This window comes from Ensifer sp. Root142 (assembly GCF_001426785.1).
Classification (GTDB): Bacteria; Pseudomonadota; Alphaproteobacteria; order Rhizobiales; family Rhizobiaceae; genus Ensifer; species Ensifer canadensis.
Genome location: NZ_LMFK01000009.1, coordinates 14,261 through 36,042 on the forward strand (window position 1 = coordinate 14,261; position 21,782 = coordinate 36,042).

Genomic DNA, 21,782 nt, shown 5'->3' on the forward strand with positions numbered 1-21,782 from the left:
GCGAATAGTTATCCATACCGAAGACGCGGAGCTTTACCTGCTTCTTAAACACATCCTCACGCTTGAAGGTTTCTCGGCCGAAAACACCAACCGTTTGACCGAGCTGCTGAGCCGTGTTCATCTTGCCCCACCGCTAGCGGTCATTGTCGACTGCTCTGATCCCGACATGAATGCATCTGCCGTCTGCGCCCGCATCAGGGCCAACACAAAGCCTGAGGCAATGGTTGTGTCTCTCGTGAATACGGCGAACGGCGGCGACGGTCATCGCCTGGCCGCGTCAACCGTGGACTGCATCATACACCGTCCGTTCAATCCGGAGCGGTTGCTTGCATTTCTGCGCGGTTTGCGCGCCGATGTGGCGGCGCAATCCAGCACGCAAACACCAACGATATTGCGTTACGCCGACATCGAAATGAACCTCGGTCGGCTTCGCGTCGAGCGAGACGGCCACCCGGTCCTTCTGTCGGCACTCCAGTTTCGTCTGTTGCTGTGCCTGATGCGGGCTCCCGACGTTGTCCATACCCGCGATGACCTAATTGCCGCTGCTTGGCCACCCGATGCAGAGGTCGAACCGCGAACCGTTGATATTCACATTGGACATATAAGACGAGCAATGAAGCGGGCGGGGGCTGATGTCATTCGAACCGTTCGCTCTGTCGGGTACGCGCTTTACCTGCCATCGCATTGACTGAGCGGATTTAATGGCTTTGCAGAACTCTTCCTATTTGTGATCTTCGGCCGGCGAATCCAGGCGTGATTTCGGGACGAACCCCAACGTGAATCCAAAGAGCCGCCCGATCTTGGCAACCGTGTCGACAGTCGGATTTGCTTTCCCGGTTTCAATCTCAGCGACTTGTCTGCGCGTGATGCCAGTCAGTTCCGAAAATTGTTTTTGGTTCAAACCAAGTGCCCTTCGGATCTCAGAAACAGCCTGGGGAAGTCGCAGATCCCCAGCCGCCGCTCTTTCAGCCAGGCGCCGTCTCAATTCCCTCGTTTCTTCCTTGGTGGGTTTCTTCCATCGAGGCATATTCTCACACCCCCGGCGCTGAAGCGGCTGCGTCCAGCACCTTTCCAACAAGCTCGGCGCACCCTGACATTGCGAAATCCACGACTTCCGCGGGCACTCCCATTGCCAGCGATATTTTCGGTGCGTTGGCAAGTCGCTCTGCAAACGTCGCCATCTCCTCAAGAAGCGCGGCCGCTGCTCTCTCGTCCTCCATGAAAACTGCACGGCAGACCTGCCACCAATCAGGATCGCTGTCGCGGTGTGTGTCGCGCATCACTCCCCATCTCGTCGATCTGGCGATGCCTTCGATCGCAAGACGCATCGGCGCGAAATCGAACAGCGGCGCAAGAGTGATGCCTCCACCAGGGGTCTTGCGCAGAGCGGTGTTCCGTCCATGGTTGTCAGGATTGCCCATCGCTCTATTGGTGAGATCGCGTTTCGCGTATTCCACGATATCGATAAATGGTTGGTCCGAATGGCGCTTCAAGACATTCACATAGTCTTCGTGGTCGGCGTTGTGTCCGAACTGCGCGACGCCAATGCTAGAAACCATGCTTTCCCGGCCGAAGCGGCATAGCAGCCCTCCTTGGATCTCCCGATCAAAGCGCGGGATCATCAACACCCCTTGCTCATAGGCCGAGACTTCATGAACCCGCAGGCCGAGCTCTTTGGCAACGCGCGAATAGCCGGATTCCGCCTCCAGGATCAGCCGATCGCGTTCGTTGCTGCTCCTGAGTAGTTTTACGATTACGTGTCGGATGGCTTCGTCGTCCTTCACAAACGCGTCTGGATAATAGAGACCATCGACCGCTTGTGTTAGAGCGACCTTCGGCCATTCGCCTTGCAGGCCGCTCGATCCTGAGGCGATCATGCCGAACCGGTCGACGACTTCGATGAATTTTTCGCTGCGATTGAAGATGTCGTCTTCAGTGACCCCAGTGCGCGTCACGTTCTTAAGTCGTTCCCGTTCAGCCTCCGCTGCCTGCTTGATGCGGACGTTGCCCACCGGGCTGCCCGCTGCTCTCAGAAGGAGTGGGAGGTCGGATTCACGGTCATCCACACGCAGCCCAAGGTGCTCCGCGAGCTTACGTCGCGCGTGCCCCTGTGGCATGAGGTCTAGTAGGAAAGGAGGCCAAGTCGCCAGATATCGACTCTCAAGGTCTACAGGGAACCTGACAGACATGGCTCTGGCGTCGCCTACCTCACCGTTGGCACTATAATCTGCGGCGGCGAAATTGGCGAAATAGTCGATGTCATACTCAACGATCGACGGCCCCCGATAACCAAGCTGGGCGTCGAGGATCTCAATTGTGCCGCATTCGCGCCAGTCGCATTCTCCAGAATGCTTCGACAGTCAAACGCATTTAATAATCCCCTTTAAGGGATATATTAATAGAGCTTTCGGCTTTTTCCAACCCATCAAATGGGTCTGTTGTTTTGGTCGAGATTTTACTGCGGAGAAGGACTGAACACAGAATTCGACTCCGTCGAGCGTCCACGATGCGCACCTTGCGTGGCGTCCCAGTGCACACCTTGAGATGTCTCAGCGTTGAGAATACGCCAAACCAGAATTTGGAGTTATCGCCACGCACCTCAGTTCAGGCATCCAGGGCGCAATGAGCGGCGGTTGTCGCGGTCTGCGGCCATAGAGAACAACTGCGGCGGCGACATCCTCCTCTGGCGCCAAGTCCCTCGCTCCTTGCGGGCACAGGGCGATTTTGACGCCACAATTATGCAGCTTCTCCCCATTGATCGTAGCACGCGCAGCCGTTCATCGCGGTTCAGGCCAACTAGTTCAGTGTGATAGCCAGTTAGGAGGAGTTTGCGATGAAAAAGCTCTTATCCGCCCTCGCAGCGATTGGCTTAGCTGCGTCTTTCGCCTTACCGCTAAGCGCCGCTCCGATTTTCGTGCCAAAACCCGAACAAGTACAGACCAGCACTGTCGAACAGGTCAGCCAGTGGCGTCATCGTCAATGGCGCGCGGATCGTCGGTGGGATCGCCGCTGGGATAGACGGCACGCTTGGCGTTCCTGCGGTTACTACGGCAGGTGCTACCCGCGCCATTACGGGTACTACGACGGCTACCGCGACCATTATCGCTACCAGCGTCGATCGGGCGTCACAATCTACTTTAATTTCTAGCGGGCTAGCGCGCACAGTACTGCGGCACGTCAATGCACCGACCCCGCGCTCGTTGTGCGGCACACATATCGCTCGCCTTGCTCGAGAAAAAAGCCGACGAAGTGAGAATCCTAGAACCGGTCGACAGACGCCCGATCCTCTTCTCATCGTCACCGTCGAACCAACCCTTTAAGTCTGTTGCAATCGGCATAGATCCTCCTTGCAGGAGGATGCGCGATGTCAGAAGAATGGCCGATGTATGTTTTGCAGTGCGTTGTTGTGATCGGCCTCGTAGGAGCTCTGTTCATCAGGGCAGACTAAACCTCGATAAATACTGCTTCCTGCTTCGACATCTGCTCAGGTCCGCCATTTCGGCGTGCGCTTTGCGTTGTGTAGCAACTCGCGGGCAGTAGCAAAGTGACCGAATAAGTACCTAAGCCTCTTCTCCTCCTCGTAGCAGAGGCGGTGTTTTTTGCAGAAATCGGTCACTGACCAGACTTTCGTTGCTGCCTCAGCAGCAAGTTTCTCGGTTTCTATACGCTCCATGTCGACCTCCCGGCGATTTGCCTTCGGCCATCCTACTAAAGTCTAATGTAGCGGGAAATAAACTAAGACATAGCCACTTTGGGCTATCCCAGTTGTCGCGGCGCGCCTCCTCTCACAAAACGGTGATTGAGCGGCCGCTCTTCTGTTTACAGGATCGAGCGGCCGCCTTTGTTATTGCGCCGGTGTTGTCGTCGACGGTTGGGTGGTTGACGGTTGGGTAGTCGATGGCTCCGTCGACGGCGTCGTTGTCGATGGCTCGGTAGTGGACGGAGTTGTTGATGGTGCGGTCGTAGTCGGCTCCGTAGTGGATGGAGTCGTGGTGGACGGAGTAGTTGTAGACGGCGCTGTTGACGGTTCCGTAGTGGTTGCCGGCGGAGTTGCCGTTTCTGTCGCGGTGTCGTTCGTCCCTGGCATTAGGAACATCACCGCCAAGATGATGATCACAACAGCGACGACTAGGCCAATTACGGTATTCCGGTTCATGCAGACCCCTCCTAAGTGTGGCTTTCACTTAGGAACATGGAGCGCAGCTTGGGGTTTTCAATGTGGGAAGCCAATGCACGACAAGCTTGGGCGGCATTGGTCTAATAGCGGTGAAGGCAAAGGCTGTGCCTCCCTTCACCTTCCAGCAAACACTCTCCACTCACACTAAGTCGTCTTGCGATCTTTCAGCGTTGAAAATACTCCAAACCAGAATTTGTAGTCATCACTACGCGCCTCAGTCCAGGCGTCCAGAGCGCAATAAGCGGCGGCTGTCGCGGCCTGCGGCCCATAAAGATCGATTGCGGCGGTGACCGCCTCCTCGGCTCTGAAATTTTTCCAGATGCCGTCCTTACCGGCCGTATCGCTGATGCCGGACGATTTAACGAGAATTTTGGACAAGCTCAATCTCCCTGCTGTCCGGCAGGTGATGTTGATGTTGCCGGACGTTGGAACTCCGTATCCGTGAGCCACAGAAGCCGCTTGGCGGTTCTTATCGTGTCGTCCCTGGCAACATTATTCGACAACGAACGCTTGTCCTCGTCGGCTATCGATAGCCCTAAGATAGCGGCAAAGCTCGGGCTTTGGCAATCTTTTGTTGCATCAATGATTGCGAACATTATTGCAAAATCCAAACATATAGCGAAATACACAGTACAATTTGAGGGGTGCAGCGAGTTGGTGGATTCTGATAGTAAGTTAGTTTGTGACATCAAAAGCATGAGGCAACGATGAAACGCCAGCGAAGAACAGCCGCGGAGGCTGCGCAATGAAACCTCTGATCCTTATTTGCCCGCGCAACGTGGACATCTACCTCCTGCTCACGCACATCCTGAACGTCGATGGCTTCCGAACCGTGCTGGCCAGTGAAGAAGAGGTCGTCGAGAAAGCAGCGGCGATGAAGCCGGAGGTGATTATCCTGGATACAGGCACAGACGCGGCATCGACTTTAAGGACAGCCGCGGCGATCAGATCCAACGAGATCACTGCCGCAATCCCAACAATAGCCCTCGTTGCAGCCGGCGAGGAGCGGCATTATCTGGATCTCTTGAAGGCCGGCGTAGATGAAAACTTCGTTCGGCCCGTGTTGCCCATTAGGCTATTGAATTATCTTCATTCTCTTTCAAAACTCGCTGCACGGCCGGCGGCAACAGAACCGCCGTTGACGAACACGCTGGCGGATACATTGGCATTTGGAGGATTGAAAGTTCGGGTGGGGCGGCGGCTGGTGATATATGAAGGGCGCGAGCTGCAACTCGGACCAATCGAGTTCAAGTTGTTGAGCCGGCTTCTCGAGGCTCCCGGCAACGTCTTCTCCCGCCAACAATTGATCGAGGTCGCCTGGCCGCCAAACCTCTATGTTCAGTCGCGCACCGTCGATGTGCACATCGGCCACCTGCGTCGTTCGCTGCGACGCCTGACCGGCGGCAATCTCATCCGCACAGTCAGGGCGTCAGGCTACGTCGTGGAACTCAAGCCGTCTATGGGCGAAGGTTGATTTAGTAATACTGCCTGTCTTGAATTTAGTATCTTATAATTCAGTGAAATGTTAGTTATTATTTAATCTACTCTTTTTGTATTTTGCAGAAGATTCAAAAATATTTGCACAATGCTTCGTTGAATAGGATCGTTACAACAGCCAGTCTCCACTCAATTCATGTTCTGGAGGCACGAAATGTCGATAAACACCAAAACCGGTCCGAACGGCGCAAGTAGGAGCCTTCGCCGGAATACCGATAGTCTCATCCGCCATTCGCGAAGCCACTTCGATGCTGCGCATTTCCATGGACTCATGGCGCTCTATGCGCGCCCTTCAGTCGGTCGGGCTGTCGTTCTACCGCATGAAGGCGAGCGCCGTGTCGTTGATTTCGTGCGCTGCTCCTATCTGGGGCTCGATAATCATCCGAAGATTATCGATGGCGCAATCGAAGCCCTGATCAATTACGGCGCCTTGCATTGGTCTTGCGCGCGAACCCGCCTCAATTTCGCGATCATCGGCGAACTCGAGATGGCCCTGTCAGAGTTGTTCAATGCGCACGTGATTGCGTTCAGCACTGTGCTGGCCGCAAACATGAGTGCACTTCCGTTGATCGCTTCCGGTCACCTGACAGGTGGCGCCAAGCCCGTAATGGTTTTTGACCGCCTCGCCCATGCGACGCTTGCCTATCACAAGGGAACGCTCGCTGGTGAAACCAAGGTCGAAACGATTGAGCACAATGACATCGAGGCGCTCGAGGCACTTTGTAAAAAATATCCTGCAGTTGCCTACATTTGCGACGGCGTCTATTCCATGGGAGGTTGTGTCAAGCTCGAACAACTGCGCCAGTTGCAAGACCGTTACGGCTTGTTCCTCTATGTCGATGACGCCCACGGCATCTCCATCTTCGGAGGTAATGGCGAAGGCTATGCCCGGTCGCAGATTGACGGTTCGCTCGGTGACCGCACGATTATTGCAGCATCTCTGGGCAAGGGTTTTGGCGCCTCAGGCGGGTTGGTGATGCTCGGCAACGACCATCAGGAGCAGCTTTTTCGAAGGTTCGGGGTTGCTCATGCATTTTCTGCGTCTTTGAATGTAGCGGCGATCGGCGCCGCACTCGCATCCCAAGCCTTGCATCGCACGCCGGAACTCCAAAATCTCCAGCTTGAGCTTCAGTCACGCATTGCTCTTTTTGACTGCCTCGTTCCAACCCAGCAGCGCGGCTCCTCTCTGCCGATACGAACAGTCGAGATCGGTGACGAATTAAGAGCAATCGCGGCGGCGAGAACTTTGCTGAATAGAGGATTCTACACATCGGCAATTTTCTTTCCGACCGTTCAAAAAGGCCGCGCCGGATTGCGCATATGTCCGACAGCGGGACACAGCGAGGATGATATCAAGGCAATCGGCGAAGCGATCGTTGCCGTCCTCGAAGAGTTCGAGCAAGCGGGGGTGGGAGCAAATGCTGACTTCCAACGCTAAATTCGGCTTACCCACGACCGCCAGTGAGCTGTGCATTGAGGTTCCAGGCGCCGCATATGTCGTCAGACGCCTGGCAGAACGTCCGGCACTTGGCCAACTGCTCCAGACGGACGAAGGCGATCTCATTAAATTTGTCGCTGGTGGGAGGATCACAATGTGGGCGCGCGGCAAACGATTGTTTCTGTTTGTGGAGGCAAGTGACCTCCTCACGCGTATCGCGATCGAAGACGTTCTGGCCGTGGAGCTTAGTTCCATCCACCCGACGCTTCCGACCTTGCTGCTGTGGCATGCCGCCAAGTTCGATCGCCTGCAATTTCCGCACCATCGTGAACAAGGGCGACCTTCAATTCCAGTGTAGCGACATGCGCGAAACATGGGCTTTCTCACGCCAGTGAGGCCGCCGCTTCCGCCTCAACCCAATGGAGTGAACCGGCTATGATCACTAAAAGTCTATTGGCGCTCAGGGCGAGCTGGCCTGTTTCAGTCTTGCAAAGAGCGTATCCGATATCTCGAATTCGCGGGCCTTGCCCCGTCCGAGCGCGTTCTTCGCCCAGCCTTCCCTCAAAAGGCCGCGGGCAACCAGCTGGTCGATCGGTTCTGCCGCTCCGCCCCGCGTCAATCCTGTCTTTTCCGTGATGTTTGTCAGCGTCAGCGGGATGTTGGCCAGGTGCAAGGTATAAAGCAGGCTCAGCATTCCCAGCTGCTTGAGGCGAGCCTGCGGGGTCTCTCCCTCTACCGGATTGTCCATGATCTCGCTCATTGCGAGCGACGAAAACGTAATGCTCTGCCAGCGGGCGTCAAATGACGTTGGCATGGATTTAACTGTCATTTTTGTGACACGCAGGCGATCTGACAAATCGCTCCCCCAAGGTCTCACTAGTTTCTCCGCGAGGTTTTCGCATGGTTTTCAGCATCTCTAAGATCGTCCTATCCGGCTCTTTGTCGATTGCAATATATGCCGTGTACGAGACTAAATCCTATGCGGATAATTGGGCATGTGAAGTCCTTCTTTGCCTGTCGAACCCTGGCGGCCCAACCGAGTTTGCGGAATGCCGGCCGTCAATCCACAAGCTTTGGAAACATTTGGCGAAGGGGCGGTCCTTCCCCGTCTGTAGCGGTATCGGTTTTCGAGCGTCTCGTCCGGGGTATGAGCCCTATTACTGCGAAGCTGGGTATCGGCTGAGCCAGCGCAGCGGAGACCGCGGCCGCGAAGCGACATGCATTTCGTTGCGGCCGGTCCCAACAGGCAACGACAGTTGTACGAGGCGGTGGCTGGACGGGCGACAGGCGGGTCAATGGGAATGGGCACAAGGACGACGCGTCTGCGTAGCGTACCGGCTGAAACCGCCGCATGTGCGCCAACACCCCCGCTTCGTCGACCTAACGATTGATGGGGTGGCGCCCCAACGTGTGTGGTTTTGATCCGATGCCAGTCCTATTCGTCGAATTGGCTGAGACCTGCGCACCGACGATCTCAAGCGAGATTCTCGCGGCTGTCGTCAGCATTGAAAGCGGCATTGCGCCGTTGGCGATCCGTATCAACAGTGATCATCCGCTCGGCGCTCCGCCGCGCAATATCGTCGAAGCCGCCGATATTGCGACCAGGCTCATTGCCGAGGGCCATAGCGTGGATCTCGGGCTCGGGGGCATAAGCCCGTCTGACCTTGCGAGCATGGGAATGAGCATCGTCGATGGCTTTGACCCGTGCGAGAACCTCAAGGCCACGGCGCACCTTCTGACGCAATACCGGATCGCTGCGGACCGCGCGGGGTTCGAAGGCACAGAGCTCGAAGCCGTCACGCTGCGCGCCTACTTCGGTCGAGGCGATGCAAAGATCGGTGAGATCGTCGGATACGACCGCCGTGTCGAAAAAGAAAAGGAGCGGTTGAAGCCACGCCTGTCCGAGCTGGAACTGGAAGATGTCACGCGGCAGGCACGGTCGCCGCACCGAGCAATGGGTGGCGGCGACATTGACCCAATGCCGAATGAAGGCGTCCCGCCGGGCGGAGCCGTAAAGGCACAAGAGGTTCAGCCGTTGTCCCGCGGCGGTCAGGATGACTGGGATGTATTCGCTTCGAGAGCGGGCTCTTCGGTTGTCGTTTTTTCCAAACAATAAAGGAGTTTCGAATGGCCTTACGATCGCATCTAAAGCCTGTTGCTGCGTCGATATTGATCACTGCAGCGACGACCTTGGCGATGATGGAACCAGCCTTCGCCCAGGCCGCTGGCATTGAAAACGTGCTTCAGAACATCGTCGATATGCTGACCGGCAATATCGCGCGCCTGCTCGCGGTCATCGCCATCATAGTCATCTGCATCTCCTGGATGTTCGGTTACATGGATCTGCGCAAGGCAGGATTTTGGATCATCGGTATCGGCGGCATCTTCGGCGCCACCGAACTGGTCAACACGATCGTCGGATGATGCTCATGTCGCGCGCTGCTGCTGTTGAGGAAGACACGCTATTACTTGCTTGCACGCGTCCCATCATGGTTGCCGGGGTGACGATGGAGGCGATGGCGATCAACGTGATGCTGACGACGATCCTGTTCATCGTCGCCGGCTCGATTGTCTATGCCCTGGTTGGCGTGGTTCTCCATCTCGCTTTCAAAGCACTCGTCAAGCACGACCATAATATGTTTCGCGTCCTCGTTGCCTGCATTGAAACGCGAGGCAGGGCGCGCAACACGATTCTGTGGGGAGGCTCGACTGTCACTCCCTTGCGCCTTGATCATGTTTTGGCCGGGAGGATCTAGACCTTGACTAGTCTTGCTAAGTTCAAAGCCCGCGAACTGGAACCGGAAACCTTTATTCCCTACGTCCGTCATATCGATGAGACCGTCATTGGCCTCGACTCTCGCGCTTTGATGTCGGTCATCGCCCTTGAAGGCATCGCTTTTGAAACAGCTGATCCCCTCGATATCAATGCGTTTCACCGCGATCTCAACACGCTTTATCGCAACATCGCCGATGAGCGGTTGGCGCTATGGGCACATGTCATCCGTCGCCGCGACAATGACTATCCGCACGGCATTTATGCCAATGCCTTCTCCGCCAGCCTCAATCAAAAATACCGCGACAGGATGGTTGGCGAGGATCTCTTTCGCAACGATCTCTATCTGACGCTGGTGTGGCATCCGGCCCGCCATCCTGCCCGCAAGATTGCAACGTTGCTGACCAGGCTAAAGACCGCACGGGCCACTGGCTTCGAACTTGATCGCCAGGCCCTCAAACATCTGGTCGACGTGACGACCGACGTCTCAGCCGGCTTGGCGCGCTTCGCGCCACGCATTTTATCGATCTATGAGCGCGACGGCATTGTCTTTTCCGAGCCGAGTGAGGTGCTCCATCAACTGGTCGGCGGCAGGCGAGAACCGATCCCGCTTACACAAGGGCGCATTTCTTCAGCGATTTACTCCGACCGGGTCATCGTTGGCCGGGAAACCGCCGAGATACGACATGAAGCCGCGAGCCGTTTCGCCGGCATGTTCGGGTTCAAGGAGTACCCGGCGCGCACCCGCACTGGCATGCTTGATGACCTGCTCACGGCACCGTTCGAGCTCATCCTCACTCAGTCATTCGCCTTTGTCAGCAAGGCCGACGCCAAGGTGATAATGGGGCGCAAGCAGAACCAGATGGTCAGCGCTGGCGACAGGGCAAGTTCACAACTGCACGAGCTTGCAGACGCCCTCGACGATCTGGAATCAAACCGGTTCGCCCTGGGCGAACATCATCTGACGCTCGCAGTCTTTGCGCCATCGGTGACCGAGCTCAATGACAATCTGGCAAAGTCGCGCGCGCACCTCACCAATGGGGGTGCAGTCGTTGCCCGTGAGGATCTCGGGCTCGAAGCAGCTTGGTGGGCGCAGCTTCCGGGCAATTTTCGCTATCGGGCCCGCTCTGGCGCAATCACGTCCAAAAATTTCGCCGCTCTTTCGCCCTTCCATTCCTATCCCCGCGGTCAGGAGCACGGTAACGAATGGGGCCCCGCCGTCGCTCTCCTGAAAACCGCGTCCGGATCGCCGTTCTATTTCAACTTCCACCATGGTGATCTCGGCAATACTTTCGTCTGCGGCCCGACAGGATCGGGCAAAACCGTCGTCGTCAATTTCATGCTCTCCCAGTTGCAGAAGCATGATCCGCATATTGTCTTCTTCGATAAGGACCGCGGCGCCGATCTGTTCGTGCGCGCCGCAGGCGGGATTTATCTGCCGCTGCGAAATGGTGCGCCAACCGGATGCGCACCACTTAAGGGTCTTGAGCTCACGCCGCAGAACAAGGTCTTTCTGTCCCAATGGATCGCGAAGCTTGTCGGCTCGAAGGCGCGTGAGCTTTCCGTTACCGAAGTCCGCGATATTGCCGGCGCCATCGAGGGAATTGCTGACCTTTCGCGCGATGAGCGCACCATAGGGGCGCTGCGTGCTTTCCTTGACAACACCGATCCCGAGGGCATAGCGGCGCGCCTGCGTCGCTGGGAAAAAGGTGGGCCGCTTGGCTGGGTGTTCGACAATGAGGCCGACGACATAGGCATCGGCGCGAAGTTCCTCGGCTATGACATGACGCATTTTCTCGACAATGAGGAAATCCGCACGCCACTGATGGCCTATCTGTTTTATCGGGTCGAGCAGTTGATCGACGGTCGCCGGATCATCATCGTCGTCGACGAATTCTGGAAGGCGCTTGCCGACGAGGCCTTCCGCGATCTTGCCCAAAACAAGCTGAAGACAATCCGCAAGCAGAACGGATTGATGCTGTTTGCCACGCAAAGCCCACGCGACGCTATCGGTTCACCGATTGCACATACGATCATCGAACAATGCCCGACACAGCTATTCATGCCGAATGCGCGTGGAAGTCATGCCGATTATGTCGATGGTTTCAAGCTGACGGAGCGTGAGTTCGAACTGATATCGTGTGCACTCTCCAACGATGCGAGGCGGTTTATCGTCAAGCAGGGCCACAACAGTGTTGTCGCCGAACTCAATCTCGCAGGCTTCGACGATGAACTCGCCGTGTTGTCCGGGCGCACCGCCAATGTCGAACTGGGGGATCGTATCCGTGCGGACGTAGGAGACGATCCGTCCGCCTGGTTGCCGCTGTTCCAGCAAATGAGGAGTAAAAGCTGATGATCAGGAAGATGACAGCGATGATCGCTGCAGCCGCAGTGCTTTATGCAACAGGGACCTCAGGGCAGGGGATCCCGGTTGTCGATAACGCTGCAATCGCCAAACACATAGAGAGCATTGCCCAGTTGACCAAGCAACTGGATACGATGAAGGCGCAGCTTGATCAGGCGCAGCAGCTTTACGGCTCCCTGAACAAGCTGACCGATATGGCTGATATCGCAACCATCTTGAACGATCCGGCGATCCGCAACGCACTACCCGACGATTTCTCAGCCGTCCAAGGGCTGCTGAAGGGCTCAGGCGCCGGCGCCTTTGGCGATTCCGCCACGAGGTTCCTCGATGACAACAGCATCTATAAAACCAGCGCCAACGATTTCTACGCCTCAGAACTTGCTCGTATGCAGAACCGCAACGCCGGTCAGATGAGCCTCGGGCAGCAGATCTATGACGCGGCAACCAAGCGCATCGATGGCATCGACGAGTTGCGCAAACGGATTGCCGCGGCCGGAGACGCCAAGGACATAGCAGACCTTCAGGCCCGGCTGCTTGCCGAAACCGCCTTTCTCGAGACGGACACCCTGCGCATGCAGGCACTGCAGATGATCCAGCAAGCGCAGGTTCAGGTTGATCTGCAACGCCAGGCCGAAGACTGGCGCAAACGGATGGACGCAATGGGAGCCGCACTCAAATGACAACGTCGATGCCGACCCGTCTGCTGTTGCCCGCCGCCTGCTTGCACGGTGAGGTTCTCACCGAATTGAACCGCTTGGCCGAGGCGGTCCGTGGCAAGGCTCGGCTCGAGCGAACGAACAAGGCGTTTGGGGGCTAAGGCGGATGTACCAGGTCTTTGCTTTCCTCGACAATCAATTCAAGGCTCCACTTGAGAGTTTCATTTCTTCCGGAACATCCAACATCAGCACGTGGGTGGCGGGGCCGTTGACGGCGGCCCTCGTGCTCTATGTCGTCCTCTATGGCTATCTGGTTCTCAGAGGGTCCATCGAAACGCCTGTGCTGGAGTTTGCCTACCGCGCGATCAAGCTCGGCATTTTGGTGATGCTCGTGCGCGATGCTGCCGACTATCGGGCGTTTGTAACTGATCTATTCTTCACCAGTCTGCCGCAGGAAATCTCCACGGCGCTCAACACCGGCACCGTACCGAGTGCGTCGACATTTGATGCACTGCTCGACAAGGGGCAGGCGTCGGCCAACCAAATCTGGAACAGAAGCTCTTGGCCGCTCGACATCGCGACCGCGTTCGGTGGCCTCTTGATGGTCGTCATTACATTCGTCGTCGCTGCAATCGGTTATATCGTCTCCCTCTATGCCCGCGTCGCACTCGCCATCATTCTGGCACTCGGTCCCATTTTCATTGCACTGGCGATGTTTCAGAGCACGCGGCGCTTCACCGAAGCCTGGATCGGCCAACTGGTTAATTTCGTTATCTTACAGATCCTGGTCGTTGCGGTCGGCTCGCTGCTGATCACGACGCTCGACACGTCGTTCACCACCGTCGAAGCCTACGACGACGTCTTGATGCGGCCGATAGCGATCGGAGCCATTGGGATCGCAAGCCTCTATGTCTTTTATCAGCTCCCCGGTATCGCAGCATCCCTTGCTGCCGGTGGTGCGTCGCTGACCTATGGCTACTCTGCGGCACGCGATGCGCATGAGAGTACGCTCACCTCCGGAGCAGTCGCTGTCCAGCGCATCGCGCGACGCGGTATGCACGCCGCCGTTCGCCGCTTGTCGGCACACGACACGTCGTGACCTGCCGATGCTCTTCCAGCAAGGTGCCTTAAACGGCGCTGCGACCCCTTTACGGATGAACAAAGGACACCGGTCGATATGCCGCGAACTGTCTTCTGCCTCCTATTGTTGGCCCTGGTCAGCGGATGCAACACGATGACGTCTCATCTCCCGAAATGCGACGGATACGCCAAACGTCCGCTCAACCGTTCAATGTGGCAATGGGAGGGCGGCAAACAGCGTTCCGCAAAACCGCTCGGTTACCTGCGTGAACAGCCTGTTCCCGCGGCCTTCGAGGAGTTTGACGAACGCGCGTCCTATCGCAAATGCGCCGAGGCGCTGGGGCGCCAATGATCACCCCGGATGGTTTGAAGGCCTATTTCGACAGGGCGCGCCGTTTCGATCAGGATCGCTTGATAAGCGTCGAACGTTCGGCACGAATTGCCTGGACTATTGCGATTGTTGCAAGTTTCGTTGCCTGCGCCGCCGTCTTTGCCGTCGCTGCGCTCGCGCCATTAAAGACGGCCGTGCCATTCGTCGTGCGTGTCGACAATTCGACCGGTATTGTCGACGTGGTATCGGCCCTGACCTCGGGGGCTGGAAGCTACGACGAAGCGGTGACGAAGTATTTTGCTGCGCGCTATGTCAGGGCGCGCGAAGGCTATGTTTGGTCGGAGGCCAAGGAGAATTTCGAGACCGTCTCACTCCTGTCGGCGCAACCCGAGCAGATGCGCTTTGCCACCCTTTACCGCGGCAGCAATCCCCACTCCCCACCTCGCCTTCATCGGCTTCGGGCTGTGGTCGATGCGTTCGCAGACCCTTGACCCGAATGCCAATCGTGAGGAGCGGGTGGTCATCCGGCAAGCGACGGACTTCGAGCCGGCAAAAGAGGAGCCCAAGACGGTGGTGCCATTGCCCGAAGTCAAATTGCCAACGCCGGTTGTCGCCGAAGCGCCCACCGAACCCGAAAAGGACGAGCTTCTGGAATCTGCCCGGCGAGCCCCAGTCATGGCCTTCAGCGCAGGCCAAGGGATCGATCGCCGTTCCGAATACACGCAAACACCGCCGGATCAAGCTTCGACCTATCTGCCCATTAATGGCGCGCTTGGCGGCGAGGTAGGCGAAAACGAAGATCAGCGTTTCGACCGCATGCTGAAGCCGACACGGCTCGAAGGTTCGCGCGCCGGACATCTCGGCAACCGGAACTATATCGTCGCGATGGGGACTTCGATGCCGTGCGTGCTCGAAACGGCGCTGTCTTCTGACCAGCCTGGCTTCGCGAGCTGTGTCATCAATCGCGACGTGTTTTCGGATAACGGCCGTGTGGTGCTGATGGAGAAGGGGACGCAGATTGTCGGCGAATACCGCGGCGGTCTGCGGCGCGGCCAGAAGCGGCTCTTCGTCCTCTGGAACCGCGCGAAAACGCCAACCGGTGTCATCATTGCGCTTGCTTCACCCGCAACCGATGCGCTCGGTCGCACCGGTTTTGACGGGCATGTCGACAGTCATTGGTGGGAGCGCTTTGGCAGTGCTTTGCTCCTGTCGATCGTTGGTGATGTGGCGAGCTTTGGGGGAAGGCAATTACAAGATCAGGACGTCGACGTGGAGGGTACGACGAGCGCCGGCAGGCAAGCGGCAGCGATCGCCGTCGAGCAATCGATCAATATTGTCCCGACGCTATACAAGCGCCAGGGCGAGCTCGTGTCGATTTTCGTGGCGCGTGATCTCGATTTTTCCCGGATCTACGAATTGCGGGTGACCGAACCACGTAGCACTGTTCTCGAACGTTCTGTTCTCGGCGACTTCAGCAAACGCGCGCGCGTGGTAACGAAATGAGGATCAGCGCGTGACGGGAACGTGCGACGCGCCTGTCGTGCGCCAGCTTCTCCAGCCGATCGCCGGGTTGCTGCAAAACCCCACACTCTATGAGGTGGTCATCAACCGGCCGGGCGAAGTCCTGGCCGAAGGGTCCGCTGGCTGGTCGCGCTTTGACGTTGCGGAACTGACCTTCGACAGATTGATGCGTCTTGCCCGCGCGGTTGCCAGTCATTCGCATCAGGCGATCGACGAGGCGAGGCCGATCCTTTCAGCAACTCTTCCGGACGACGAGCGCATTCAGATTGTTATCCCGCCGGCGACAACAAAAGGCACGGTGAGCATCACCATTCGCAAACCCTCATCGGTGTCCTTGTCGTTAGGCGGCCTCGACGCAGCAGGACTATTTACCGTGACCGCCGCGGCGGGTGATCGAGCCGACTGTCCGGACAGAAGGCTGTCTAAGCTTTACGAAGCCGGAAACTATGCGGCGTTCCTGGAGCAATCGGTTGTCGCCCGGAAGAACATCATTATTTCCGGGGCGACCGGCTCGGGTAAAACCACGCTGTCGAAGGCGCTGATCCAGCACATTCCGACGTTCGAGCGCATTATCACAATCGAGGATACAGCCGAGCTGGTCATTCCGCAACCAAACCACGTTCGACTGTTCTATTCGAAGGGTGAACAGGGCCTTGCGAAAATCGGTCCCAAGGAACTGCTGGAGTCAAGCCTGCGGATGCGTCCCGACCGTGTCCTGCTGCAGGAACTGCGCGACGGCACGGCTTTCTACTACATCCGAAATATCAACTCCGGACATCCAGGGTCCATCACCACTGTGCACGCTGACTCGGCGGCCCTCGCGTTTGAGCAGCTGACCCTCCTCGTTAAGGAATCCGACGGCGGGCAGGATCTCGCCCGCGACGATATCCGCAACCTCTTGAAGATGATGGTCGATGTGGTCATTCAATGCAAACGGGTGGAGGGCAAGTTCCGGGTGACAGAGATATGGCTAAGTCGCTCGGCATAGTGTCCTCCGCCACAGCGCCCCGGGGTGCTATCATCCGTCTCACCAAGCCCCTCATGACGAGGGGCGCCGCAAGTCCTCTAAGGATTGCGCGGCCCGATTGATCTCCGGCTCGCGGTGGCCTTTGCCTCTGACATTGTTTGACAGCAACCCGGTATTGCCGGATCGTTGGGTTCGCTGTGCATGCAAGCAGTCCCTTGGCGCAGCGTTGTCGGTGTGACGATGCCCGCTCTATTGAGCAGCAACCCCGTCGAGCGGTGCCCTCGAGCCCTTTTGAAGCCAAGCGTAGCCTGAACCTATACGGGAGGATAACGTGAGCGACCATGTCTACAAGAAGGTGGAACTTATCGGTAGTTCGAAAGTCTCGGTGACCGAGGCAATCGAGACGGCGATTATGCGGGCCTCTAAAACAATGAGAAATCTCGAATGGTTCGAGGTGGATCAAATCCGGGGACAGATCAAGGATGGGGCGGTGGCGTGCTATCAGGTGGTTGTGAAGGTCGGATTTCGGATCGACGATTGACACGCTAGGCCATTTATCTGTGCCGACGTACAAGCTGTCTCCGCTTGTCGATCGGGTATTCGTGGAGGCCGCGGCTACCGTTACGGCATACCGGCGAACTATACCTCTCGGTCAAACCGGACAGCATCCGAGATCCGCATGATCTTCGGCAGCTCGCGGACCTTCGCGGATCCTGCGAGCCAGTCCGTCGGCTGTCTCGGTTAATGACGAACGCGCAGCGGCCTCCCAACCCTGCACTATTTGCGGGCGATAGCGTTGCTCATGAGGTTCCAGCCCCATGAAACCCGCGCTGCCGGTTTTTGAACTCCCGTGTGCGATGGCGCGCACGAACCACGCGTCTCCTCGATCGCTCGCGTCGGAAACCATTCCCGTTCTCGATGTCGCCTTTCTAAGGGACCGGCCGCGTCCAGCGTCAACCCGCAAGGGGTTTCCCTCCGCTTCGCTGCGGTGACACTTGCGGCTCGGCCCCTTCTTCGGGCGCCATCGGGAATGGTTCCCGAGCAACCGAAGGAGACAGCACCATGGCCACCACGATCGCAACCCTTACTGAAAAGACCGACGGCACCCTCGAAGGTCTCTTCGCCACCATTAAGGTCAACGCCCCGATCGCCCTCATCCCGAATGGGCAGAAGACAAGCGAAGGCGCCCCTGACTATCGCATCATCCACCGCCGCACCGGCTTCGAGATCGGCGCCGGCTGGTACCGGAACTCGCAGCGCACCGGCGAGGAATACCTCTCGGTCAAGCTCGAAGCGCCCGAGATCGGCGTGATTTTCGGCAATGTCGCACCGGCACCGGGCGGCGAGGCGAACCGCAAGGTCATCCTGTGGAATGATCCAGCCTGAGCGTCGCATACTCCGGCCCCGCGGTGATCGCGGGGCCGCTCCGTCCAACCCCTTCATCTTGGAGAATACCAATGCGCCTCATCACCGAGGAAATCCGCGCGGCCCTCATCACCAACGGTCGACGCTTCCAACGCGATCCAGACTTCGATCCGCTTCCGCTCGTCAAACTGTTTACGCCCGACGCGGCCGCCACATGGTTGATCGCTGCTGCCGAACCGGAGGACCCCGATCTGCTCTTCGGGCTCTGCGACCTCGGCGTCGGGTTTCCCGAACTCGGTTCCGTTCTTCTCTCGGAGATCCAATCCGTTCGCGGCCGCCTTGGCCTGCGCGTCGAAAGGGACCTCACCTTTAAAGCGGACCGGCCAATTTCGGCCTATGCCAAAGTCGCTACTGTAGCCAGCCGGATCGTCGCCTAGCTGAGTATATAGCCAGGAGGGACCGTAGTCGGCAGGCTACGGTCTCGATTTGTTTGTCATCATTGGCGAAATACTGCTCGTGGCGCTCTAACCGGATCTTGTTAGAAGCGAGGCAGCCAGCTGCCCGTATATTCTGGGTGGCATACCCAACCCACCCTGTCTGCTCAGAAACGTCAGGATGCCATGAGGGGTCTGAATGCTTCAAGGCCGCGCGGCCCCCTCCAATTTTGCCGCAAGCGGCAAAATCGGCTCCTCCGCGCGCCGGCGCCGCCGGTCGCGTGACGCGAGCCTTGACCCCTTCCGACCCCTCATGACCGACGGCGTCATCTTTCACAAATTCAAGGAGATGACGATGACCATCGAACAGCACATCGAGGAACTGCGCGCCGAATTGCAATATTGCCCGGACGCCGAGGAGCGCCACCAGATCGAAGCCGAACTGGAAGCGGCACGGCAGGAACTCGTCCGTCGCAACACCGATGACCCACCTCCAAAACAATGGCAGTGCGCCATCTTGCTTCTACAGCAATCTGCTGGACGTATTGCCGAGCGGTGACAGGATGTGATCGCTTAGGTCGCCGCTGTCTTGACGAACCGGTTGGGTTCGACCGCCGCATTCATGTCCTTTCTCCGGAAATAAATCGCACGTCCGCATCGCAACGGACTGTGACCCTGGACAATGATGATCTGCTCGTCCTTGCGCATCGACTGGATGATTTCGTGCGGCATAATCAGCGGTCTGCGCTGAAGGCTGACACTCTCTGACCGCCTTGAAGCTTTGTCAGAGCTGCTCCCGCCGATATTGCGGGACCGGCTCTCGACCTCAACGGTCATTTCGCCACATTGAGCGGAAACGTTCCGGGCCGTGTCGAGCGCCTTGATTGCCGCATAGGATGCAAAGGCGCATCCATCGATCCATGAGGTCGCGCCATCACGGCCGAAGTGCTTTTCGAGCTGGCCGACCGATTGATACATCAACATCAGCGTGATGCCGTATTTCCGGCCGTAGTCGCGGGCATCCTCGAGCACGCGCATGAAGCCGAGCAGATCGATCTCATCGAGCATGAAGAGTGCGCGGCGGTCGAAGGCCCCGTCGGCCTGGATCATGGCATTGATCAGTGAACCGACGATGACGCGGGCAATGCCCGGATAGCTGCGCAGGATCGAGGCGGGAATGTTCAGGAAAACGTCAATCGCGCCCTTGACGATATCACCCGATTTGAATGCCGTCCCGCAGACGAGCGCGGCATAGTCGTCGAGCGATAGCCATTGTGTATCCTTCGACGCGGTAGAATAGACGCCACTGAAAGTCTGTTCCGTCATATTGGTGAAGACGCCCAGCGTCTCGCGGACAAAGGCCGATTGCGATGTTTCCTGAATGTCGCGCAACATCGCCAGGACTGACGGTTCGGGCTCGGAAACAATCTGGCGCAGACTGCGAAGATCGCGACGGCCGGCATAGTCCGCAGAGAGCATGATGTGCGCCAGCAAACCTGTCAGAAGATTGTGCGCCTGGTTCTGGAAATATGACCCCGTCGATGTTTCGATCCGAGAGCTTTCCGACAGAAGCATGTGAGCAACCGCGACGATGTCCTCTTCCTTGGATTTCGAGGTTTCAATCCAGTCGAGGACGTTGAAGCCCCAAGCGGGATTAGATGGGCCAAGTACGATGCAGTTTCGTTTGAGCTTCGTTCGCCGATGGGCAACAACCATCGGCGCTACTTCGGTCGAGGGATCGAGGCAGATCAGTGGTCCGGTATAGCGCAACGCTGTCGGAATAACATTGCTCGTGGTCTTGTATCCGCCTGAACCAGCGAAAAACAGCATATGAGTGGAATCGAAATCTTGCCTATAGGTGAGCAGCGGTGCCTTGCCGCCTTTCCCCCAGGTTGACCGGTCGTCAGGCCGAAAGGGGACACGGTGGATCGTCTCGAGATCGACCCGGTAGCGCTCGCCAATGACGATTTCGCCATCCGCCGGAAACTGAGTGGCGGCGGCAGACATAGACAACCAATCGGCGTCGCCGAAGGTGCCTCGCCGGGCTCGTTTTACCGGTCCACCGATGATTATGGACATACGGGCGGAGATCGCCACGATGGCAAAGCCGCCGATTGCGCCTGCGGCTGCGTAGAGATCGAGATAGGAAAACGCCGCTGCCCAGCTGACCACTCCAGTCTGAACGAAGGGGGACAGTCGGGCGTGTTCCCGCACAGCGTAAAATCCGCCAATGCAGAGAAACGTGATGACACTGACAAGCGCGATCGGTCTGCGCCGGTGCAGAGGCAAGATTGCCACAGTAATGAGCCCCGAAATCGGTCCAAAGAAAAGATTGGGAATCGGGGACGCACGCATGAACCAATAGGCATATTCGGGCGCAACCATAGTCGCCATCGTCGGCCACTTGTAAGCTGTGATAAGCAAAGTCGCGAGGCTCACTGCTATTGGCACGAGTGCCAGCAGGACCATCGGGCTGAGTCGTCGTTTCGCCGCCATCCCGCACTCTCTGTTTATAGTTTGATCAGTGCGCGGGCCTCCGCGCGAAAGGCCTTCGCACCGAGGGCGCATAGCCGATCATGCTCCGCCGCCCCGACTGGAACCCGGCTCGCCTCGATCAGCGCTCCGAGCAGAAACGCCCGATCGGCGTTCCTTAAGCCTGCCTTGATGACCAATCCGCCGAGGATGACTTTCTCGTGGGTATCGCGCTTGCGCTCTTGCGTCATTCTGTGTTGCCGCTTCCGTTCGAGAAATACAATTCGCTGGTCAAGCCGCCTAAGCGGATGGACCAGCGGCGCCCCGGACCCTTTCGCGAAATCGTGTGACGATCTCTGCGAAAATGGCGTCGAGCTCGCTGTTGGGAATATCGAGTTCGGCGAGACCGGCTTTCTGCGCCATCCGGGCGAAACGCTCGTTGGCTTTAAACAGCAGGTTCTTGCGTTTCGCCCGCAGTGCTTCGATTTGAGCATCGATTTCCGAAATGGTTGTTTTTGAGCGCACTTTTCGTCCTTCCTCTGTCTCCAGCGAGATTCGATTATACTACCTTAAATATGATAGTCAAATCGTCGGAAATGAGGTATTGGAAAAGGAAACTCCGAACCAAAGATGAATCATTAAGTGCTACTAAGTAGGCGGATGGCGCAATATACGTCGCAGTTGCGACGCGCTTGGGAGGGGAGCT

The 21,782-nt window shown here is 57.5% G+C and carries 27 protein-coding genes and 2 pseudogenes; 19 read left to right on the forward strand and 10 right to left on the reverse strand.

Annotated features, from left to right (window positions below; translation table 11 throughout):
- Positions 1 to 94 precede the first annotated feature (94 nt).
- A complete protein-coding gene (locus ASD52_RS10650; protein ID WP_244497452.1) occupies positions 95 to 688 on the forward strand; it encodes a response regulator transcription factor in 594 nt (197 codons plus the stop codon).
- Positions 689 to 721: 33 nt separating this feature from the next.
- Here ASD52_RS10650 and ASD52_RS10655 read toward each other — a convergent pair whose 3' ends face one another.
- Positions 722 to 1,027: a helix-turn-helix transcriptional regulator gene (locus tag ASD52_RS10655; protein WP_025428883.1), complete on the reverse strand. Its 306-nt coding sequence runs from the start codon at positions 1,025 to 1,027 to the stop codon at positions 722 to 724.
- 4 nt (positions 1,028 to 1,031) lie between these two features.
- The gene (locus ASD52_RS10660; protein ID WP_244497453.1) at positions 1,032 to 2,012 is read right to left on the reverse strand and encodes a HipA domain-containing protein; all 981 of its coding nucleotides are present in this window, start codon (positions 2,010 to 2,012) and stop codon (positions 1,032 to 1,034) included.
- A gap of 821 nt (positions 2,013 to 2,833) precedes the next feature.
- Here ASD52_RS10660 and ASD52_RS39930 point away from each other — a divergent pair.
- Complete coding sequence (locus ASD52_RS39930; protein WP_082571788.1) at positions 2,834 to 3,148, forward strand: hypothetical protein; 315 nt, start codon at positions 2,834 to 2,836, stop codon at positions 3,146 to 3,148.
- Between the two features lie 336 nt (positions 3,149 to 3,484).
- Here the strand turns inward: ASD52_RS39930 and ASD52_RS10665 are convergent, their stop codons facing one another.
- The 4 genes from ASD52_RS10665 to ASD52_RS38330 all read right to left on the reverse strand — a co-directional run bounded on the left by ASD52_RS10665 (position 3,485) and on the right by ASD52_RS38330 (position 4,773).
- Entirely contained in the window at positions 3,485 to 3,673 is a 189-nt protein-coding gene (locus ASD52_RS10665) for a hypothetical protein (protein ID WP_057206313.1), read from the reverse strand.
- A 112-nt stretch (positions 3,674 to 3,785) separates the two neighbouring features.
- Positions 3,786 to 4,184 (reverse strand): hypothetical protein, encoded by a 399-nt coding sequence (locus ASD52_RS37150; protein ID WP_156612956.1) that lies wholly within the window; start codon positions 4,182 to 4,184, stop codon positions 3,786 to 3,788.
- A gap of 137 nt (positions 4,185 to 4,321) precedes the next feature.
- Positions 4,322 to 4,555 (reverse strand): hypothetical protein, encoded by a 234-nt coding sequence (locus ASD52_RS10670; RefSeq protein WP_057206315.1) that lies wholly within the window; start codon positions 4,553 to 4,555, stop codon positions 4,322 to 4,324.
- A gap of 2 nt (positions 4,556 to 4,557) precedes the next feature.
- Positions 4,558 to 4,773 carry a hypothetical protein gene (locus tag ASD52_RS38330; protein ID WP_128090507.1) on the reverse strand — a complete coding sequence of 72 codons (216 nt, stop codon included), beginning with the start codon at positions 4,771 to 4,773 and terminating at the stop codon, positions 4,558 to 4,560.
- Positions 4,774 to 4,922: 149 nt separating this feature from the next.
- Between ASD52_RS38330 and ASD52_RS10675 the strand changes: the two genes are divergently transcribed.
- The 3 genes from ASD52_RS10675 to ASD52_RS38335 all read left to right on the forward strand — a co-directional run bounded on the left by ASD52_RS10675 (position 4,923) and on the right by ASD52_RS38335 (position 7,470).
- Positions 4,923 to 5,651, forward strand: a complete 729-nt coding sequence (locus tag ASD52_RS10675) for a response regulator transcription factor (protein ID WP_057224230.1) — start codon at positions 4,923 to 4,925, stop codon at positions 5,649 to 5,651.
- Positions 5,652 to 5,828: 177 nt separating this feature from the next.
- On the forward strand, positions 5,829 to 7,112 hold the full coding sequence (locus ASD52_RS10680) for an aminotransferase class I/II-fold pyridoxal phosphate-dependent enzyme (protein WP_057224232.1): 1,284 nt from the start codon (positions 5,829 to 5,831) through the stop codon (positions 7,110 to 7,112).
- Positions 7,093 to 7,470, forward strand: a complete 378-nt coding sequence (locus ASD52_RS38335; protein ID WP_128090506.1) for a hypothetical protein — start codon at positions 7,093 to 7,095, stop codon at positions 7,468 to 7,470. The genes ASD52_RS10680 and ASD52_RS38335 overlap by 20 nt, the downstream gene beginning before the upstream one ends.
- Positions 7,471 to 7,572: 102 nt before the next feature.
- Here ASD52_RS38335 and ASD52_RS10690 read toward each other — a convergent pair whose 3' ends face one another.
- Positions 7,573 to 7,926 (reverse strand): MarR family transcriptional regulator, encoded by a 354-nt coding sequence (locus tag ASD52_RS10690; protein WP_057206320.1) that lies wholly within the window; start codon positions 7,924 to 7,926, stop codon positions 7,573 to 7,575.
- Between the two features lie 573 nt (positions 7,927 to 8,499).
- On the opposite strand from ASD52_RS10690, the gene ASD52_RS10695 reads away from it, so the two are divergent.
- The 14 genes and pseudogenes from ASD52_RS10695 to ASD52_RS40730 all read left to right on the forward strand — a co-directional run bounded on the left by ASD52_RS10695 (position 8,500) and on the right by ASD52_RS40730 (position 19,163).
- Positions 8,500 to 9,228 (forward strand): transglycosylase SLT domain-containing protein, encoded by a 729-nt coding sequence (locus tag ASD52_RS10695; protein WP_156612957.1) that lies wholly within the window; start codon positions 8,500 to 8,502, stop codon positions 9,226 to 9,228.
- An 11-nt stretch (positions 9,229 to 9,239) separates the two neighbouring features.
- On the forward strand, positions 9,240 to 9,536 hold the full coding sequence (locus ASD52_RS10700; protein WP_057206323.1) for a TrbC/VirB2 family protein: 297 nt from the start codon (positions 9,240 to 9,242) through the stop codon (positions 9,534 to 9,536).
- A gap of 5 nt (positions 9,537 to 9,541) precedes the next feature.
- Positions 9,542 to 9,868: a type IV secretion system protein VirB3 gene (locus tag ASD52_RS10705; RefSeq protein ID WP_057224327.1), complete on the forward strand. Its 327-nt coding sequence runs from the start codon at positions 9,542 to 9,544 to the stop codon at positions 9,866 to 9,868.
- 3 nt (positions 9,869 to 9,871) lie between these two features.
- Positions 9,872 to 12,238 carry a VirB4 family type IV secretion system protein gene (locus ASD52_RS10710; RefSeq protein ID WP_057224238.1) on the forward strand — a complete coding sequence of 789 codons (2,367 nt, stop codon included), beginning with the start codon at positions 9,872 to 9,874 and terminating at the stop codon, positions 12,236 to 12,238.
- Positions 12,238 to 12,930, forward strand: coding sequence for a P-type DNA transfer protein VirB5 (gene virB5 / locus ASD52_RS10715; protein WP_082523513.1), 693 nt, complete (start codon positions 12,238 to 12,240; stop codon positions 12,928 to 12,930). Before ASD52_RS10710 ends, virB5 begins: the two co-directional genes overlap by 1 nt.
- Before the next feature lie 142 nt (positions 12,931 to 13,072).
- Positions 13,073 to 14,005 carry a type IV secretion system protein gene (locus tag ASD52_RS10720; RefSeq protein WP_057224241.1) on the forward strand — a complete coding sequence of 311 codons (933 nt, stop codon included), beginning with the start codon at positions 13,073 to 13,075 and terminating at the stop codon, positions 14,003 to 14,005.
- Positions 14,006 to 14,140: 135 nt separating this feature from the next.
- On the forward strand, positions 14,141 to 14,338 hold the full coding sequence (locus ASD52_RS37160; protein ID WP_347369219.1) for a hypothetical protein: 198 nt from the start codon (positions 14,141 to 14,143) through the stop codon (positions 14,336 to 14,338).
- Positions 14,335 to 14,757, forward strand: a pseudogene (locus ASD52_RS10725) (VirB8/TrbF family protein); the annotation flags it as partial. The gene ASD52_RS37160 and the pseudogene ASD52_RS10725, both read left to right, overlap by 4 nt.
- Before the next feature lies 1 nt (position 14,758).
- Positions 14,759 to 15,820, forward strand: a pseudogene (gene virB10, locus ASD52_RS10730) (type IV secretion system protein VirB10); the annotation flags it as partial.
- Positions 15,821 to 15,830: 10 nt separating this feature from the next.
- Complete coding sequence (gene virB11 / locus ASD52_RS10735; RefSeq protein ID WP_057224245.1) at positions 15,831 to 16,826, forward strand: P-type DNA transfer ATPase VirB11; 996 nt, start codon at positions 15,831 to 15,833, stop codon at positions 16,824 to 16,826.
- Between the two features lie 310 nt (positions 16,827 to 17,136).
- A complete protein-coding gene (locus tag ASD52_RS10740; RefSeq protein ID WP_057206335.1) occupies positions 17,137 to 17,346 on the forward strand; it encodes a dodecin in 210 nt (69 codons plus the stop codon).
- A gap of 521 nt (positions 17,347 to 17,867) precedes the next feature.
- Positions 17,868 to 18,191 carry a DUF736 family protein gene (locus ASD52_RS10745; protein ID WP_057215297.1) on the forward strand — a complete coding sequence of 108 codons (324 nt, stop codon included), beginning with the start codon at positions 17,868 to 17,870 and terminating at the stop codon, positions 18,189 to 18,191.
- Positions 18,192 to 18,256: 65 nt separating this feature from the next.
- Complete coding sequence (locus tag ASD52_RS10750; RefSeq protein ID WP_156612959.1) at positions 18,257 to 18,607, forward strand: DUF2958 domain-containing protein; 351 nt, start codon at positions 18,257 to 18,259, stop codon at positions 18,605 to 18,607.
- Between the two features lie 196 nt (positions 18,608 to 18,803).
- Entirely contained in the window at positions 18,804 to 19,163 is a 360-nt protein-coding gene (locus ASD52_RS40730; protein ID WP_057224249.1) for a hypothetical protein, read from the forward strand.
- 14 nt (positions 19,164 to 19,177) lie between these two features.
- Here the strand turns inward: ASD52_RS40730 and traG are convergent, their stop codons facing one another.
- Genes traG through ASD52_RS10770 form a run of 3 tightly spaced genes read right to left on the reverse strand, consistent with a single transcriptional unit; the run spans position 19,178 to position 21,601 of the window.
- Positions 19,178 to 21,100 (reverse strand): Ti-type conjugative transfer system protein TraG, encoded by a 1,923-nt coding sequence (gene traG, locus ASD52_RS10760; protein ID WP_057224251.1) that lies wholly within the window; start codon positions 21,098 to 21,100, stop codon positions 19,178 to 19,180.
- Positions 21,101 to 21,114: 14 nt separating this feature from the next.
- Positions 21,115 to 21,327 (reverse strand): conjugal transfer protein TraD, encoded by a 213-nt coding sequence (locus ASD52_RS10765; protein ID WP_057224253.1) that lies wholly within the window; start codon positions 21,325 to 21,327, stop codon positions 21,115 to 21,117.
- Positions 21,328 to 21,376: 49 nt separating this feature from the next.
- Positions 21,377 to 21,601, reverse strand: coding sequence for a TraC family protein (locus ASD52_RS10770; protein WP_057224255.1), 225 nt, complete (start codon positions 21,599 to 21,601; stop codon positions 21,377 to 21,379).
- Between the last annotated feature and the right edge of the window lie 181 nt (positions 21,602 to 21,782).